Origin of the sequence: Pseudoalteromonas sp. PAST1, assembly GCF_021532515.1 — a bacterium.
GTDB classification, from domain to species: domain Bacteria; phylum Pseudomonadota; class Gammaproteobacteria; order Enterobacterales; family Alteromonadaceae; genus Pseudoalteromonas; species Pseudoalteromonas simplex.
Genome location: NZ_JAKGBH010000015.1, coordinates 64,788 through 80,458, shown reverse-complemented (window position 1 = coordinate 80,458; position 15,671 = coordinate 64,788). Strand labels below are relative to the sequence as shown.

Genomic DNA, 15,671 nt, shown 5'->3' with positions numbered 1-15,671 from the left:
ACCAAAATAAACATTTATTATCATTAAAACTTGCTTATTGGTCATTTTTTAACTAATTGGTTAATACACTGTATTAACACCTAATTAATAAAAAGACACAAAAATGTGCGAGGTGTTAGACAGGGGGTCGGTATCATAAGTGGGTCAAAATGATACGTAGTCGCTCTGAACAATAAGAAAAACGAATGGGCACCTTGCTGTATCGCCTTTTCGCTTTGCGTCTTGCAATAGCATCTAAAGGAGCCGTCACATGGGTAAACTGCGTTACGCCTTGTGGCTTATATTGTTTGCACTTCCTGAGCTTGCATTGGCAAATAGCCAATACAATATGCGTAAAGGGGTGACCGATATAAGTAATAATGTTTATGAGTTACACATGACGATATTTATTATCTGCTGTGTAATCGGCATCATCGTATTTGCGGTGATGTTTTGGGCTTTAATACACCACCGTAAATCCAAAGGGGCCAAGCCTGCCCAATTTCATGAAAGTACAAAAGTTGAAATACTTTGGACTGCCATTCCATTTGTCATCTTAATCGCCATGGCTGTGCCTGCCACAAAAACCTTAATTGCCATGGAAGATGCCTCTAAAGCCGATATCACCATTAAAGTGACGGGCTCACAGTGGAAGTGGCATTATGAGTACATGGGTGAAGACATTGCCTATTACTCGATTCTATCTACTCCTAAAGATCAAATAGACAACCAAGCAGAGAAAACTGAACATTATTTGCTTGAAGTAGATAAACCGCTAGTACTTCCTATCAATAAAAAAGTTCGCTTTTTAATGACTTCAGACGATGTAATTCATTCATGGTGGGTGCCTGATTTTGCGGTTAAAAAGGATGCAAATCCTGGGTTTATCAATGAAGCGTGGACACGTATTAACGAGCCAGGCGTGTACCGTGGCCAATGTGCTGAGTTATGCGGTAAAGATCATGGCTTTATGCCTGTAGTGGTGAAAGCTTTACCTGAAGATGAGTTTGCTAATTGGCTTGCAGATGCTAAGCAAGAAAAAGCCAATGCGGCCGCAGCGGATGCTGCTTTGCTTGATCAAACATTACCGAAAGAAGAGCTTATGACCTTGGGTGAGCAAGTCTACATGGCTAGTTGTGCTGCATGCCACCAACCTACCGGTATGGGCTTACCAGGCGTTTTTCCAGCACTTAAAGGCAGCCCCATTGTATTAGGTGATGTAAAAGATCACATAGATATTGTGTTACACGGTAAGCCTGGCACAGCAATGCAAGCGTTTGATAAACAGCTTTCAATCAAGCAACTTGCTGCGGTTATTACTTATAAGAGAAATGCGTGGGGTAATGACACCGGCGATGTTATCCAACCGAGTCAAATTCAAGCCGCGATTGATGCAGCAGCGGAGGCGAACTAATGAGTAATGTTATTAACGAGCAAGCAACTGGGCATGCGCATCACGACCATCATCACCCTGCTAAAGGTTTTAAGCGTTGGCTTTACACCACCAATCATAAAGACATCGGGAGTTTATACCTGATTTTTTCACTCACCATGTTTTTAATTGGCGGAGCAATGGCAATGGTGATCCGCGCTGAACTGTTTCAACCTGGATTACAGTTAGTCGATCCGCACTTTTTTAATCAAATGACTACCGTACATGGCTTGATCATGGTGTTTGGTGCCGTTATGCCCGCGTTCACTGGGCTTGCAAACTGGATGGTACCTATGATGATAGGCGCACCAGATATGGCCTTACCACGTATGAATAACTGGAGCTTTTGGATATTGCCTTTCGCATTTTTAATCCTGTTGGCTTCGTTACTCATGCCGGGTGGCGGTCCTGCGTTTGGTTGGACTTTCTATGCACCACTCTCCACCACTTACAGTAACGACAACACCGCACTGTTTGTATTTGCTGTACATATCATGGGTATCAGCTCAATTATGGGGGCGATTAACGTTATCGTGACTATCGTCAACCTAAGAGCGCCGGGTATGACGTGGATGAAGCTGCCGCTATTTGTATGGACATGGTTAATCACTGCATTTTTGTTAATTGCTGTTATGCCTGTTCTAGCAGGGGCGGTCACTATGGTGTTGACCGATAAATACTTTGCAACCAGCTTTTTTGATGCAGCCGGAGGGGGCGACCCTGTGATGTTCCAGCACATTTTCTGGTTCTTCGGTCACCCTGAAGTGTACATCATGATTTTACCAGCCTTTGGCATTATATCGACTATCGTACCTACCTTCTCGCGCAAGAAATTATTTGGCTACGCGTCTATGGTGTATGCAACTTCATCGATTGCGCTGCTAAGTTTTATCGTTTGGGCACACCATATGTTTACCACTGGGATGCCTGTGGCAGGCGAGTTGTTTTTCATGTACGCCACCATGCTCATTTCGGTGCCAACGGGCGTTAAAGTGTTTAACTGGGTGGCCACCATGTGGCGCGGTTCAATTAGCTTCGAAATTCCGATGATGTTTGCCATCGCCTTTATTGTGTTATTCACCTTAGGTGGTTTCTCTGGCTTGATGCTTGCGATTACACCGGCAGATTTTCAATATCATGATACCTATTTTGTGGTGGCACACTTCCATTATGTGCTTGTGACAGGAGCTGTGTTCTCAATTATGGCGGGGGCCTACTACTGGTTACCGAAATGGACCGGCAACATGTATAACGAAACGCTGGCGAAATGGCATTTTTGGTTATCGCTAATCAGTGTCAACGTGTTGTTCTTCCCTATGCACTTTGTTGGCCTTGCCGGTATGCCGCGTCGTATTCCTGACTATGCACTGCAATTCGCTGACTTTAACGCCATTATCAGTATTGGTGGTTTTGCATTTGGCTTATCGCAACTGTTGTTTGTGTTGGTGGTATTTAAATGTGCCAGAGGGGGCGAAAAAGCGCCTGCCAAAGTATGGGATGGAGCTGAAGGTTTAGAGTGGGAAGTCGATTCTCCAGCACCTTATCATACCTTTGAAACACCGCCGGAGATTAAGTAATGAACCATGCACCTTTGCTAAAAAAACTGCTGATTACATGCTTGCTCATGTTTGCTTTTGCTTTTGCAATGGTGCCGCTTTACGACGTGTTTTGCGACGTTACAGGGTTGAATGGTAAGCCATCATTAGAAAAAGCGAGCGCGAGTGAATCAATAAATACACAGCGTCAAGTTGATGTCAGCTTTACCACTCACGCTCAAAGCGGCGCGCCATTTAAGGTGCAGTCTGAGCAATACAGTGTGGCAGTACAACCTGGTGCCATGCGTGAAGTTAAATTCTCAGCGAAAAACACCAGTAATGAAGACAAAGTCATGCAAGCAATTCCATCAGTATCACCGGGTAAAGCGGCAAAGTACTTACATAAAATCGCCTGTTTTTGCTTTGATCAGCAGCCAATGAAAGCCGGTGAAGAAATGGAGTTTACCTTGTTGTTTTATGTTGATACTGAGTTACCCGACGATGTTGAGGAACTGACGTTGTCGTATACCGTGTTTGATATTAGCGGGCATGTTGTGGCTAAAAACGATTAAAAGCCGCCAAGCTAATTGCTAATTGGGAGCAAACAAAATGAATCAAAATTATGAAAAATACTATGTTCCAGCCGAGAGTCCTTGGCCAATAGTTGGCGCCATCGCGATGTTTTTAATTGCTGTTGGTGCTGGTTTAACAGTGATGCAAGTAAGTGGTGAGAGCAGTAGTGGCCAGTATGTGTTGTATCTAGGCATTGCAATATTAATCTATATGGTTTTTAGCTGGTTTAAAAACGTTATTGAAGAGTCTCATAAAGGGCTTTATTCAGCGCAAATGGATCGTTCATTCAAACAAGGTATGGGCTGGTTTATCTTCTCTGAAGTTATGTTCTTTATGGCATTTTTTGGCGCACTATTTTACGCCCGTATGATTTCGGTGCCTTGGCTTGGTGGCGCAAGTAATAATGCTATGACCAATGAAGTACTCTGGCCAACCTTTGAAGCCGTATGGCCGCTATTAACTACGCCAGCGGGCGAGACCACACAAGCTATGGGCTGGCAAGGTCTACCATTGATCAACACGCTTATTCTACTTACCTCGTCGGTCACAATTCACTTTGCTCATGTTGCTATTGAAAACAATAAGCGCGGCGCCCTGAAGGTGTTTTTATCTTTAACCGTGCTATTAGGTGTGATTTTCCTTGGCTTACAAGTTTATGAGTATATGCATGCTTATCAAGATCTAGGTTTGACCTTAGATGCGGGCGTTTATGGGAATACCTTTTTCTTGTTAACGGGCTTTCACGGTATGCACGTGACACTTGGAACCATTATTTTATTTGTAGTGCTACTAAGAATTTTTAAAGGCCACTTCACGAGTGAAAAGCACTTTGCCTTTCAAGCAGCTGCTTGGTATTGGCACTTTGTTGATGTGGTGTGGTTGTGTTTATTTGTATTTGTGTACGTGCTGTAGCTTTGTGAAGCGGCGACGGGTTGGTGTGAATAAAGCCTAATTTCATTGCGGCAATGATGAGCACCAGCACAATACCTGAAAACAGCACTCGACGACCTAAGTAATGCGACATGGGTTTCGAGTGCTCTTTTGCTGACATCATCACAAACAGCGCTCTAAACAGGTTGAACAGAATATAAAGTAATAACAAAACAATAATGATTTTAATCATATTAGGTATTCCAAATGCAGTTAATTTTATGGCGCAAACAAAAGCTTAGCTCAATTATCGCAATTTGCGTTGTGATACTTGCAGTGCTTATTTGTTTACGACTCAGCGTTTGGCAATACCAGCGAGGCGAGCAAAAACAGCAGCAACTAAGCCAGTTAGCCGTTTCGAAAGAGCAAGGAGTTTTGAATTGGCAAGAGCTGCAAAATTTACCTAAAGAGCTGAACAAAACGGGCTTGCAAGTCAAAGTCTCTGGCGAGGTAAATAAACAACAGTACTGGCTGCTTGATAATCAAATTTATCAGGGGCAAGTGGGCTATGACTTACTAGTAGCGATGACAATTACCGGTGAAACCGCGCCTTTAATCGTTAACTTTGGTTGGCTAAAAGCTCCAACAAACCGTAGCCAGTTGCCAACCGTTGTGTGGCCAGAATCAACAAGGTTTTCGGCCACTGTGCAATTGAAACAAGGCAACTTACAAGGCTTCACACTCGCCGATGAGATTGGTGCAGAACAAGGCTGGCCTAAGCGTATTCAAGGCATCGATTTAACAATTTTTAGTACTCAATTAGCAAAGCCCTTACAAGGCTTTATTGGTTATCGCAATGAAGCAGATGGTATTGCAACCCCGCATTACCAGAGTGTCGTGATGGGGCCAGATAAACATTACGCCTATGCCGTGCAGTGGTTATTAATCGGCTTAGCGTGTGTAGTTATTGCTTTTTTTGCGATGAGAAGGAGAGGTTATGAAAATAAACCCGCTTAGTTTGTTCGTTTTGTGCTGTTTTGTGCCGTTGGCACTTGCATATGCAGCATTAAAGCTTGAGTGGTTACCGAGTGGTTCGAGTAATCATGGTGAGCTTTTAAGTGAAGAAGTGAAGCTAGTTGATTGGCAACAAGGCGAACCTAAACAATGGACTATTGCGCTTAATTATCCAAAAGAGTGCACTGATGTTTGTGCAAACCAATTAGCCAGTCTAGATAACCTATATGTCGCTTTAGGTAAAAATCAGCAAAAAGTGGATGTGGCGGTACTGACAAATCAACAGCAGGTATCGGCAAATTGGCGTCAATTAGCAGTAAGTCCTGCACTCAAAGCGGGAGACCTATATTTAGTTGATCACATGGGCTTAGTGGTTTTGCATTACCCCTACACGGCTGAGCCAGAACAAAACAGACTGATTCAAAAAGGCTTACTTAAAGACTTAAAGAAACTACTTAACTATGCGCGTTCAAGTTAAACCTCATTAAGGGGATAAAGATGTATAAAAATTATAAATATTTAGTCTTAATTACGGTTTTCTTCTCTATCTTAGTTGTTGGGCTTGGTGCTTATACACGGCTGAGTGATGCTGGGCTTGGCTGTCCTGACTGGCCTGGGTGCTATGGATTTTTAACCGTGCCAAAACATGAAACTGCTCTGTTACATGTTGAGCAAAACTACCCTGATATGATGTTTGAGGCTGCAAAAGCATGGAAAGAAATGATCCACCGCTATTTTGCCGGTGCCCTTGGCCTATTAATTTTAGCTTTGTTTGTTTTTGCATTTTTAAAACGTCAATATCCAAATATGCCGGTTAAGCTGCCATTAGCACTATTATTACTGGTGGTATTCCAAGCCGTATTGGGCATGTGGACTGTCACTATGAACCTACAACCTTTAGTTGTAATGGGGCATTTGCTCGGCGGTTTTAGTATTTTGTCGTTGCTGTTTTTATTGTATCTACGTTTAAAGACCGAACCTGTTGCTAGCAGTGATAGCGGCGCAAAGCCATATTACCGGTTAGCGCTGGTGGGCTTGGTGGTGCTTATACTGCAAATTGCATTGGGTGGCTGGCTTGCGGCGAATTATGCAGCTCCACATTGCAATGGCTTACCGCTGTGTAGCTACGGACAACCGTTTTCTTTGAAGAGTGTGTTTCAGCTACCGCTTGAGCACAGCACCTATGAATATGGCGTTTTATCGCAGCAGGCGCGTATGTCTATTCATCTGCTACACCGTATTTGGGCGCTGGTTACTTGTGTGGTGTTAGCACTGATCATGTGGCGCATATATTCACGCTGTTACTCACGAAAAATTAAGCACTGTACCGTCACTGTATTAATCGCTTTGTTGTGCCAAATCTGTTTAGGCCTAGCTGTTGTGCACTGGCACTTTCCATTAAGTGTTGCACTTGCGCACAACCTAATGGCCGCATTGTTACTGCTTAGCATGGTAAGACTATGCTTCCACTTAAAAATAAGAACCTAGGAGGCTGTGATGGCATTATTACTAAGCTCAGAAAAATCATTATTTATTCAAAGCTCAGAGTTACTTAAAGATTACTTAGCTATCAGTAAATTTAAAGTGGTTGCCATGCTTGTACTCACAGCATGGGTTGGTCTGGCATTAGCTCCTGATGTTGGGCGAGGAGTATTTGTGCAACTTGCAAGCTTGCTAGGCATTGGTTTGCTGTCGGCCGCAGCTGCTGTGATCAATCATGTTGTTGATAGTGAAATCGACAGTAAAATGGCACGTACGCGCCATCGCCCTGTGGCAAAAGGTCGACTCAGTAAACAGCACGCTTTGAGCTTTGCTGGAGTGATTGGCGTAATAGGTTTTATGATGCTTGTGATTTGGGCGAATACACTTACAGCCATTCTTACTTTGTTTGCGCTTGTTGGCTATGCCTTTATTTACACTTCATTTTTAAAGCGTGCCACACCGCAAAATATTGTTATTGGTGGTTTGGCTGGAGCTATGCCACCGCTGTTAGGATGGGTATCTGAAACTGGCCATATGGCTGCTGCACCATGGTTATTGGTGATGATTATATTTACCTGGACCCCACCACATTTTTGGGCATTAGCGATTGCACGTAAAAGTGATTACGAGCGGGCAAAAATTCCGATGCTGCCAGTTACTCACGGTATTGAATTTTGTAAAACATGTGTAGTGGCTTACAGCATTTTACTCGCGTTAGTGTGTGTACTCCCTTACTTAATTGGTATGTCAGGGCTAATTTATTTGCTTGGGGCGAGCATACTAAATGCTGTTTTCATTTATAAGGCGCTGAAGCTGAAAATAGCACCTAAAGATGATACTGCAATGGACTTATTTCGTTTTTCAATTGTGCATTTAATGCTACTCTTTATTGTCTTATTTATTGATAAATGGTTAGTTTTATGACGCGAATAGTCGCTTTATTATTTATGGGCTTGGTGTTATTTATTGCTGGATGTGAAAAAAATAATAGCGTCCCTGAGGTGGAAGCGCTGGTTTATGAGCAAGCGAAACCGATTAGTCCTTTTTTATTAACTGATCAACATGGTGCGCCTGCAGATAACAGCCAATTTATGGATCATTGGAATTTGGTCTTTCTAGGTTACACCAGTTGCCCAGATATTTGTCCAATGACACTAGCAAAACTAACCGCGATTCAAAAACAGTTAAGTCAAGATTACAAAGTACAAGTATGGTTTGTTGCTGTTGATCCAAAGCGTGACACAACTGAAAAGCGTAAAGCTTATATTGATTACTTTAATCCTAACTTTCTTGCTGTTTCAGGTCCGCATAAACAACTTTTTCCATTTGTAAGAGAGTTAGGCTTAATTTACGCAATTAACGATAGCGATCAGCAAGAATACGCAGTTGATCATAGTGCATCAGTTGTTTTAGTTGATCCTACAGGCTCTGTTAGAGCTATTTTTAAACCACAATTTAAGCAAGGTAATGTGCCATTAGTAGATGCTAGCAAGTTAACGGAGGAGTTTAAGTTAATAGCAGACTATTATGCAGAATAAAGCATTTGCCTTGCGATATTAGCTAACAATAGTAAATACATTTTTTGCCATAACTCGCTAAGCTACTAAAAAAATTTACTATTTTTTAAAGCAATTTATGGCAATTTCGTTTAGTCAGTCTAAGCTTTTATTATGAATTGTTTTAAGCAGGGAAGATTCAAATAATGTTAAAGCTCCCTATTGAATTAGCCATTACTCAGGTCGAAACACTCCATCAAGATTTGCTACAAGAATTGTCTGCGAATGACGATATTTGTCTTGATATTAGTGAAGTGACACGAGCTGATACGGCGTCAATTCAGCTTTTATGTGCGCTGCAAAAACATTTGCTTTCAGTACAACACAAAATCATATGGGTTGGTGAAAGCAAGCCTTTGCAACAAGCAATTACTAGTTTGGGTTTAAGCCATTATCTTGTGCTTGAAAATGCCAATTAAGAGGTTTTTATGAAGAGAATTCTAGCTGTCGATGATTCTGCATCAATGCGCCAAATGGTCAGCTTTACACTAAAAAAAGCAGGCTTCGATGTAACAGAAGCAAAAGATGGTAGCGAAGCACTAAATATCGCTAAGCAACAAGGTTTTGATGCGGTTATTTCTGATGTGAATATGCCTGTCATGGATGGCATTACTCTTATTCGCGAGCTGCGTAGCTTACCTAATTATAAATTTACACCACTACTAATGCTGACTACAGAGTCAGGGCTTGATAAAAAAACAGAAGGTAAAGCTGCTGGAGCAACAGGGTGGATTGTTAAACCATTTAATCCTGAGCAATTGTTAGCGGTATTGAAAAAAGTGATTCGCTAATAATAGGAGCGGGGCATGAGTATAGATCTAAGCCAATTTTTTGAGGTTTTCTTTGAAGAAAGCTTCGAAGGTCTTGATGCAATGGAAGCCGAGTTATTGAACTTGGTGCCAGGCGAAGAAGACTTGGAAACGATAAATACAATTTTCCGTGCTGCACACTCAATAAAAGGAGGCAGTGGTACCTTTGGTTTCAGCGCCGTTGCTGACTTTACTCATGTACTTGAGACTTTGTTAGATCAAATCCGTGAAGGCTCTCGTACCTTAACCGCAGAACACGTTAATCTACTTCTCAAGTCGGTTGATTGCTTAAGAGCGTTGTTAAGAACATTGCAAGCGGAGCAGCAGCCAGACTTAACAGAGGCTGATGAGTTACGGGTTAAATTTGAAGAAATTCTGGGCATGCGCTCTAAGAGCAAAGTTGTTCAGCAGCAGGCAGTTAGTAACGAAACTAACATAAAAAATACCTTTCAAATTGACTTCAAACCCCATCATCATTTATTTAAAACTGGCAATGAACCACTGTACATGATCAGTGAACTTGCTGAGTTGGGTGAGCTAGAAACACAAGCCTTTCAAGATGATGTCCCCGATATTACTAACCTTGCCCCCGAAGACTGTTTCTTATCATGGCGTTTTTTCTTAACCACAGACAAAGAGCAAAGTTGCATAGAAGAAATTTTTGAGTGGGTTGAGGATGACGCTGACATTGCTATCACATTGTGCGGTGGCTTGTTTGGTGATGAAGAAATTACAACGACTGAAACGGCTACAGCAGTTGTCGAACAAAAGAAAGAAGTCGAGCCTATTCCAGTTAAACCAACTACTGATACGAAAAAACCAGTACCCGTTAAAGCGACCACAGCCAATGCAGAGTCAACCTCAATCAGGGTTGGTATCGACAAAGTTGATTCATTGATTAACATGGTGGGTGAGTTAGTTATTACTCAAGCGATGTTAAGCCAGTTAGGTGAGCAAGAAATAACCGAAGCAACCATCGCCTCGTTACAAGAGGGCTTAGCGCAACTGGCACATAATACTCGTGACTTACAAGAAAATGTCATGCGTATTCGTATGTTACCAATAAGCTTTGTATTTAGTCGCTTCCCTCGGTTAGTTCGTGATATCTCGCAAAAGTTGGATAAACAAGTTGAGCTTAAATTGCTTGGTGAACAAACAGAACTAGACAAAACGGTGATGGAGAAGCTTTCTGATCCTATGGTGCATCTAGTGAGAAACTCCTTAGATCATGGCTTAGAGACAGTTGATAAGCGTGTTGCTGCGGGCAAAGACCCTGTTGGCACTGTGACGCTTAATGCATTTCATCAAGGCGGTAATATTGTTATCGAAATTATGGATGATGGTCAGGGGCTCAACACGCAAAAGATCAGAGAAAAGGCGATAAAAAATGGCTTGATCTCTGAAAATGACGATTTAAACGATAACGAAATTAATGAGCTTATCTTTTTACCTGGCTTTTCGACAGCGGATCAAGTGAGTGACTTATCTGGCCGCGGTGTTGGTATGGACGTGGTTAGGCGTAATATCGAAGCGCTCAGTGGCTCGGTTGAGGTGGCTTCAGCGCCAGGTGTCGGTTCAACCTTCACCATCCGGTTACCTCTTACTCTAGCTATTTTGGATGGTCAATTGGTTAAAGTTGCCCAGCATACATACATTATTCCACTCATTTCTATTATTGAGTCACTACAAATTGATATCAGCAAAGTCAGTCGCGTCGGTAAAGATTTAGATGTACTTCGTTTGAGAGATGAGTACATCCCAATTTTAAGGCTTTACAATATTTTTAATCACAAAGGTGCGATAGAAACGCTTGATAGAACTTTGTTGGTTGTTGTTGAGAGCGATAATCAAAAAGTTGGTTTGTTGGTTGATGATTTATTATCACAGCAACAAGTGGTTATTAAAAGTTTAGAGGCGAATTATCAAAAAGTTGATGGTGTATCAGGAGCGACAATTTTAGGAGATGGCAGAGTATCTTTAATTATAGATATCAGCGGCTTAATTAAATTATCAGGCTTAAGGAAGCCAGGAAGCCAAGAGTTAATTATTGAATCTAAAGCTAATTTGGAGGCGTCATGATTGTTGAGCACGATGACCTACAAAGTAAGCTGAATATCGGGCAAGACGAAGATATTAAACAGTTTTTAACCTTTTTCATGGCTGATGAAGAGTACGGTGTAGATATTCTTACGGTACAGGAAATTCGTAGTTGGGAAGAAATTACTGAAATTCCAAACTCACCTGACTTTGTTAAAGGCGTTATAAATTTGCGCGGCACTATAGTTCCTATTATTGATTTACGGCTGCGCTTTGGCTTGCCCGCTGTCACTTATGGACCGTTAACTGTCGTTATTGTACTGAAAGTTAAATTAGAGAGCACATGTAAAATTATGGGTATCGTGGTTGATGCCGTTTCGGATGTCTATAGCATTGCAGAGCATGAAGCGAAAGCGGTGCCGCACTTGTCTGACTCAGACAACACTCAATTTGTTGCGGGTTTAGTCAATGTGGGTGAAAAGATGGTCGCGTTACTAGACCTACAAAAAACAATGGACATTTAATTGGGTAGATTAACAAGAAGGTGAAGGGTATGGGATGGTTTAGTAGTCCTAAAAACGTTGAGTCAAATAATGATTTAGTTGTTGCAGCACTGAACAAATCGCTGGCAGTTATTGAGTTCGAACCAAGTGGAAACATAATCACTGCGAATGCTAATTTTTTGAATGCCATGGGTTACCGACTTGAAGAAATTCAAGGGCAACATCACGCAATTTTTGTTGATGACCAAGAAACTCAAAGTCCTGAATACCAACAGTTCTGGCAGCGCTTGCGCACAGGTGAATTTATGTCAGATGAATTCAAGCGGTTTGCCAAAAATGGTAAAGAAATTTGGATTCAAGCTACCTATAACCCAATTATTGATAGTAATGGCAATGTCGTTAAAGTTATTAAGTTTGCCAGTGATATTACAGCGCAAAAAGAGCTAGAAAAAAAATCTAAGCGTGATGCAGATCTGTCAAACGCGCTTCGGGTCTGCCAAGCCAATGTGATGATTGCTAATAATGACCTAGAAATTATTTTTGTTAACGACCAAGTACAAAAAATGCTTAAGTTTCGTGAAGAAGCTTTAAAAGAGGTGCTGCCAAACTTCTCGGTTGATAGCTTAGTTGGCACCTGTGTTGATGACTTTCATAAGCAACCATCTCATCAGCGTGAAGTACTAAGAACCTTGACCGAGCCTTTTAAAACAACGCTTAAAATTGCGGATTTAATATTTAGTTTAATAGCAACGCCGTGGCTCAGTGTATCTGGAAGTCGTCTAGGAACAATTGTTGAATGGCAAGATATCACTGATAGCGTGGCAAAAGCGGAAGCTGAAAAACGTGAAGCAGAAGAGAATCTTCGTGTTCGACGCGCGTTAGACCGTGTGGCAACCAATACCATGATTGCAGATGCCGGCAATAATATTATTTACATGAACGAAGCTGTTTTAAATATGATGAAAGCAGCTGAAAGTGATTTACGTAAAGACTTACCTAATTTCAACAGTAGTAACCTCATTGGTCAAAATATTGATGTGTTCCATAAAAACCCAGCACATCAGCGCAATATGCTGGCGAAGTTGAGTAGCACATATAGCACTGAAATATATGTTGGTGGTCGAACATTTGGATTAGTTGCAAACCCTATCTTTACGCCAGAAAACGAACGAATTGGTACGGTTGTAGAGTGGGAAGATAGAACAGCTGAAGTGGCGATTGAAAAAGAAATTGCAGGCCTTGTTGCTGCTGCCGGGAATGGTGATTTAGAAGCGCGTGTTGAAGAAGCGGGCAAACAAGGATTCTTCTTACGTCTAGCGCAGGGCTTGAATAGCCTAGTTAGTATCGTCGATGATGCAGTAAAAGACACGGGCAATATGCTTGATGCCATGGCAAATGGTGATTTATCAAAACGAATAGAACAAGAGTACCAAGGTTCATTCGATAAGTTAAAACGTGATGCAAATGCCACAGCTGATAAGCTTACTGAAGTGATTAATCGCATTAATACCTCTGCAACGCTCGTTGCCAGTGGTGCAGAAGAAATTTCGCAAGGTAATGCAGATTTAAGTCAACGGACTGAAGAGCAAGCTTCATCACTTGAAGAAACAGCATCAAGCATGGAAGAAATGACCAGTACGGTTCGTCAAAATGCTGATAATGCAAAAGAAGTGAATGAACTTGCGGAAGAAACGCGTACAAAAGCGCAAAAAGGTGGTGAAGTTGTCAATCGCGCCGTAACCAGCATGTCGGCAATTAATGAATCGAGTAAGAAAATTGCTGACATCATTAGTGTGATTGATGAAATAGCTTTCCAAACAAACCTACTTGCGTTGAATGCTGCAGTCGAAGCTGCACGAGCAGGTGAGCAAGGCCGAGGTTTCGCTGTTGTTGCTGGTGAGGTCCGTAACTTAGCACAGCGTTCAGCCGCCGCAGCAAAAGAAATCAAAGAATTAATCCGAGACAGTGTTGGCAAAGTTGAAGATGGTACATTACTTGTTAATGAATCAGGTTCAACATTGCAAGAAATAGTTACAGCAGTACAAAGAGTTACGGCAATGATCTCTGATATAGCCCAAGCATCAGAAGAGCAAAGCTCTGGCATTGAGCAAGTTAATAAAGCCATCGCTCAAATGGATGAAATGACTCAACAAAATGCAGCTTTAGTTGAAGAAGCATCAGCTGCGGGCGAATCAATGGCTGAACAAGCAAATGATATGCGCCGCTTGTTAAACTTCTTCTCGTTATCAAATAACGAAGTTGATATTTCAAACAGCGCTAGTTCAGCGCCTGCAGCTAAACAGCCAAGCTCACCAGTGCGCTCGGCACCAAAAGGCAACAATTTTGTTGATCCCAGTGACGAGTGGGAAGAGTTTTAAACTCTTCCCGACTTTATTCTAATAAGTTAATTGCACCGACTGTTACAGCTGCAGGGTCAAACACATGAAAGAGTTTTTATTAACGGATAATGATTTCAAGGCTATTTCTTCTCAGGTGTACGATGCGTGTGGCATTGTATTGGCGGAGCATAAACGTGAAATGGTTTACTCGCGTTTAGCAAGACGTATCCGCCATCACAAGCTAAAGAGTTTTAGGGAGTACTTAGGTTTTCTTGATGAGAATAAAGAGCAAGAGTTCAGTGAATTTATTAATGCTATAACCACTAATCTGACTTCTTTTTTTCGTGAGCCCCATCACTTTAATTACCTGAAAAATACTATAGTGCCAAAACTATTGGTTGGTAATGCAAAACAAAAGCGGGTAAGGGTCTGGTCAGCTGGCTGTTCCACTGGCGAAGAGCCTTATACGATTGCTATGACATTGCATGGTTTATTTCCACCCGATTGGGATGTGAAAATTTTAGCCACCGATTTAGACTCAAATGTACTCGCAAAAGCGCAGGCTGGCACCTATACCGCAGCAAATGTGAATGGACTAGACAAAAGCCATCTTAAGCGCTGGTTTTTGAAAAGCCACGATGGAGAACTTTATAAAGTAAAGCCCGAACTACAAAAGAACATTTTTTTTAAGCGTCTAAACTTATTACAGAGCTGGCCTATGAAAGGACCGTTTGATGTGATTTTTTGTCGTAATGTTGTTATCTATTTCGATAAGCCAACCAAAGACGAACTTTTTAAACGCTATCACGACTTACTGACTAACACTGGCTACTTATTTTTAGGGCATTCAGAGACATTAGGGAAGGATCATAAGGAATTTAAAAACTTAGGCCAGACTATTTACCAAAGGGGCGGATCATGAATAGTCACTTCCGGCCTGTTATATCTGGCTTTGAGCATGTGAAACGGTTTTGGGATAATCGTCGTGGGAAGGTAATTGCTAAGGTATTACCTGGCGAGTTTTATGTCTCTAAAACTGATGAATTGATCACGACAGTGCTTGGTTCATGTATTGCAGCATGTATTTATGATGAAGGCCTAGGAATTGGCGGCATGAATCACTTTATGTTGCCTGTAGAAAAAGGAGTCGATCCTAGTAATGCTCATAGTCTTAATTGTCGTTACGGTAACTGGGCAATGGAATATCTGATCAATGAAATCCTTAAAAACGGTGCTTCTAGGCGCAATCTCAAAGTAAAACTGTTTGGCGGAGGGAAAATAATCCGCTCAATGACTGATATTGGTGTTGGCAACATTCGTTTTGCAAATGCTTATATACTTGAGGAAGGTTTAGATTTAGTATCTCATGATGTCGGTGGGCCTTGGCCCCGAAAGGTGATGTTTGATCCTCAAACAGGTAAAGCCCAAGTAAAAAAAATGCGTGAACTGCATTCAGATAAGCTCGAAAAACGTGAAATCAAATACCTACACGATATCGAACAGCAAGATGCAGAAACGGATATTGAATTATTTTAGGAGAGC

At 41.7% G+C, this 15,671-nt stretch carries 17 protein-coding genes; 16 read left to right on the top strand and 1 reads right to left on the bottom strand.

The features are described from left to right. Positions 1-250 precede the first annotated feature (250 nt). The 4 genes from coxB to L1272_RS09550 are packed head-to-tail and all read left to right on the top strand — an operon-like array spanning position 251 to position 4,431. Positions 251-1,393, top strand: a complete 1,143-nt coding sequence (gene coxB / locus L1272_RS09565) for a cytochrome c oxidase subunit II (RefSeq protein WP_138601005.1) — start codon at positions 251-253, stop codon at positions 1,391-1,393. Further along, complete coding sequence (ctaD, locus tag L1272_RS09560; protein ID WP_054554455.1) at positions 1,393-2,988, top strand: cytochrome c oxidase subunit I; 1,596 nt, start codon at positions 1,393-1,395, stop codon at positions 2,986-2,988. Before coxB ends, ctaD begins: the two co-directional genes overlap by 1 nt. Further along, on the top strand, positions 2,988-3,518 hold the full coding sequence (locus tag L1272_RS09555; RefSeq protein ID WP_054554454.1) for a cytochrome c oxidase assembly protein: 531 nt from the start codon (positions 2,988-2,990) through the stop codon (positions 3,516-3,518). Before ctaD ends, L1272_RS09555 begins: the two co-directional genes overlap by 1 nt. A gap of 37 nt (positions 3,519-3,555) precedes the next feature. Next, complete coding sequence (locus L1272_RS09550; protein ID WP_138601007.1) at positions 3,556-4,431, top strand: cytochrome c oxidase subunit 3; 876 nt, start codon at positions 3,556-3,558, stop codon at positions 4,429-4,431. Here the strand turns inward: L1272_RS09550 and L1272_RS23220 are convergent. After that, positions 4,331-4,642 carry a DUF2909 domain-containing protein gene (locus L1272_RS23220; protein WP_138618448.1) on the bottom strand — a complete coding sequence of 104 codons (312 nt, stop codon included), beginning with the start codon at positions 4,640-4,642 and terminating at the stop codon, positions 4,331-4,333. The two genes, L1272_RS09550 and L1272_RS23220, sit on opposite strands and share 101 nt — an antisense overlap. A 14-nt stretch (positions 4,643-4,656) precedes the next feature. Here L1272_RS23220 and L1272_RS09540 point away from each other — a divergent pair, with 14 nt between their 5' ends. The 12 genes from L1272_RS09540 (at position 4,657) to cheD (ending at position 15,665) form a co-directional block, all read left to right on the top strand. Then, positions 4,657-5,406, top strand: a complete 750-nt coding sequence (locus tag L1272_RS09540) for an SURF1 family protein (RefSeq protein WP_235373258.1) — start codon at positions 4,657-4,659, stop codon at positions 5,404-5,406. Continuing rightward, entirely contained in the window at positions 5,387-5,881 is a 495-nt protein-coding gene (locus L1272_RS09535) for a transmembrane cytochrome oxidase associated protein (protein ID WP_166341139.1), read from the top strand. Before L1272_RS09540 ends, L1272_RS09535 begins: the two co-directional genes overlap by 20 nt. A 20-nt stretch (positions 5,882-5,901) precedes the next feature. Next, positions 5,902-6,891 (top strand): COX15/CtaA family protein, encoded by a 990-nt coding sequence (locus tag L1272_RS09530; RefSeq protein WP_054554450.1) that lies wholly within the window; start codon positions 5,902-5,904, stop codon positions 6,889-6,891. Between the two features lie 9 nt (positions 6,892-6,900). Next, entirely contained in the window at positions 6,901-7,809 is a 909-nt protein-coding gene (gene cyoE / locus L1272_RS09525) for a heme o synthase (protein ID WP_054554449.1), read from the top strand. Continuing rightward, complete coding sequence (locus L1272_RS09520) at positions 7,806-8,423, top strand: SCO family protein (RefSeq protein WP_054554448.1); 618 nt, start codon at positions 7,806-7,808, stop codon at positions 8,421-8,423. Before cyoE ends, L1272_RS09520 begins: the two co-directional genes overlap by 4 nt. Before the next feature lie 164 nt (positions 8,424-8,587). Further along, positions 8,588-8,860 (top strand): STAS domain-containing protein, encoded by a 273-nt coding sequence (locus L1272_RS09515; RefSeq protein ID WP_054554447.1) that lies wholly within the window; start codon positions 8,588-8,590, stop codon positions 8,858-8,860. A 9-nt stretch (positions 8,861-8,869) separates the two neighbouring features. Next, positions 8,870-9,232: a response regulator gene (locus tag L1272_RS09510; RefSeq protein WP_054554446.1), complete on the top strand. Its 363-nt coding sequence runs from the start codon at positions 8,870-8,872 to the stop codon at positions 9,230-9,232. Between the two features lie 15 nt (positions 9,233-9,247). Beyond that, on the top strand, positions 9,248-11,329 hold the full coding sequence (locus L1272_RS09505) for a chemotaxis protein CheA (RefSeq protein WP_235373257.1): 2,082 nt from the start codon (positions 9,248-9,250) through the stop codon (positions 11,327-11,329). Further along, positions 11,326-11,811 carry a chemotaxis protein CheW gene (locus tag L1272_RS09500; RefSeq protein WP_054554444.1) on the top strand — a complete coding sequence of 162 codons (486 nt, stop codon included), beginning with the start codon at positions 11,326-11,328 and terminating at the stop codon, positions 11,809-11,811. The genes L1272_RS09505 and L1272_RS09500 overlap by 4 nt, the downstream gene beginning before the upstream one ends. Positions 11,812-11,840: 29 nt before the next feature. Further along, entirely contained in the window at positions 11,841-14,168 is a 2,328-nt protein-coding gene (locus L1272_RS09495) for a methyl-accepting chemotaxis protein (protein ID WP_138601015.1), read from the top strand. Between the two features lie 64 nt (positions 14,169-14,232). After that, complete coding sequence (locus L1272_RS09490) at positions 14,233-15,051, top strand: CheR family methyltransferase (protein WP_054554442.1); 819 nt, start codon at positions 14,233-14,235, stop codon at positions 15,049-15,051. Then, positions 15,048-15,665 carry a chemoreceptor glutamine deamidase CheD gene (gene cheD / locus L1272_RS09485; protein ID WP_054554441.1) on the top strand — a complete coding sequence of 206 codons (618 nt, stop codon included), beginning with the start codon at positions 15,048-15,050 and terminating at the stop codon, positions 15,663-15,665. Before L1272_RS09490 ends, cheD begins: the two co-directional genes overlap by 4 nt. Positions 15,666-15,671: the final 6 nt, after the last annotated feature.

Excerpts from the sequence above, each read along its gene's own strand:
- L1272_RS09505 (WP_235373257.1), top strand. The coding sequence starts at position 9,248 with ATGAGTATAGATCTAAGCCAATTTTTTGAGGTTTTCTTTGAAGAAAGC.
- L1272_RS09555 (WP_054554454.1), top strand. The coding sequence starts at position 2,988 with ATGAACCATGCACCTTTGCTAAAAAAACTGCTGATTACATGCTTGCTC.
- cheD (WP_054554441.1), top strand. The coding sequence starts at position 15,048 with ATGAATAGTCACTTCCGGCCTGTTATATCTGGCTTTGAGCATGTGAAA.
- L1272_RS09535 (WP_166341139.1), top strand. The coding sequence starts at position 5,387 with ATGAAAATAAACCCGCTTAGTTTGTTCGTTTTGTGCTGTTTTGTGCCG.
- L1272_RS09500 (WP_054554444.1), top strand. The coding sequence starts at position 11,326 with ATGATTGTTGAGCACGATGACCTACAAAGTAAGCTGAATATCGGGCAA.
- L1272_RS09540 (WP_235373258.1), top strand. The coding sequence starts at position 4,657 with ATGCAGTTAATTTTATGGCGCAAACAAAAGCTTAGCTCAATTATCGCA.
- coxB (WP_138601005.1), top strand. The coding sequence starts at position 251 with ATGGGTAAACTGCGTTACGCCTTGTGGCTTATATTGTTTGCACTTCCT.
- ctaD (WP_054554455.1), top strand. The coding sequence starts at position 1,393 with ATGAGTAATGTTATTAACGAGCAAGCAACTGGGCATGCGCATCACGAC.
- L1272_RS23220 (WP_138618448.1), bottom strand. The coding sequence starts at position 4,642 with ATGATTAAAATCATTATTGTTTTGTTATTACTTTATATTCTGTTCAAC.
- L1272_RS09490 (WP_054554442.1), top strand. The coding sequence starts at position 14,233 with ATGAAAGAGTTTTTATTAACGGATAATGATTTCAAGGCTATTTCTTCT.
- L1272_RS09510 (WP_054554446.1), top strand. The coding sequence starts at position 8,870 with ATGAAGAGAATTCTAGCTGTCGATGATTCTGCATCAATGCGCCAAATG.
- L1272_RS09550 (WP_138601007.1), top strand. The coding sequence starts at position 3,556 with ATGAATCAAAATTATGAAAAATACTATGTTCCAGCCGAGAGTCCTTGG.
- cyoE (WP_054554449.1), top strand. The coding sequence starts at position 6,901 with ATGGCATTATTACTAAGCTCAGAAAAATCATTATTTATTCAAAGCTCA.
- L1272_RS09495 (WP_138601015.1), top strand. The coding sequence starts at position 11,841 with ATGGGATGGTTTAGTAGTCCTAAAAACGTTGAGTCAAATAATGATTTA.
- L1272_RS09515 (WP_054554447.1), top strand. The coding sequence starts at position 8,588 with ATGTTAAAGCTCCCTATTGAATTAGCCATTACTCAGGTCGAAACACTC.
- L1272_RS09520 (WP_054554448.1), top strand. The coding sequence starts at position 7,806 with ATGACGCGAATAGTCGCTTTATTATTTATGGGCTTGGTGTTATTTATT.
- L1272_RS09530 (WP_054554450.1), top strand. The coding sequence starts at position 5,902 with ATGTATAAAAATTATAAATATTTAGTCTTAATTACGGTTTTCTTCTCT.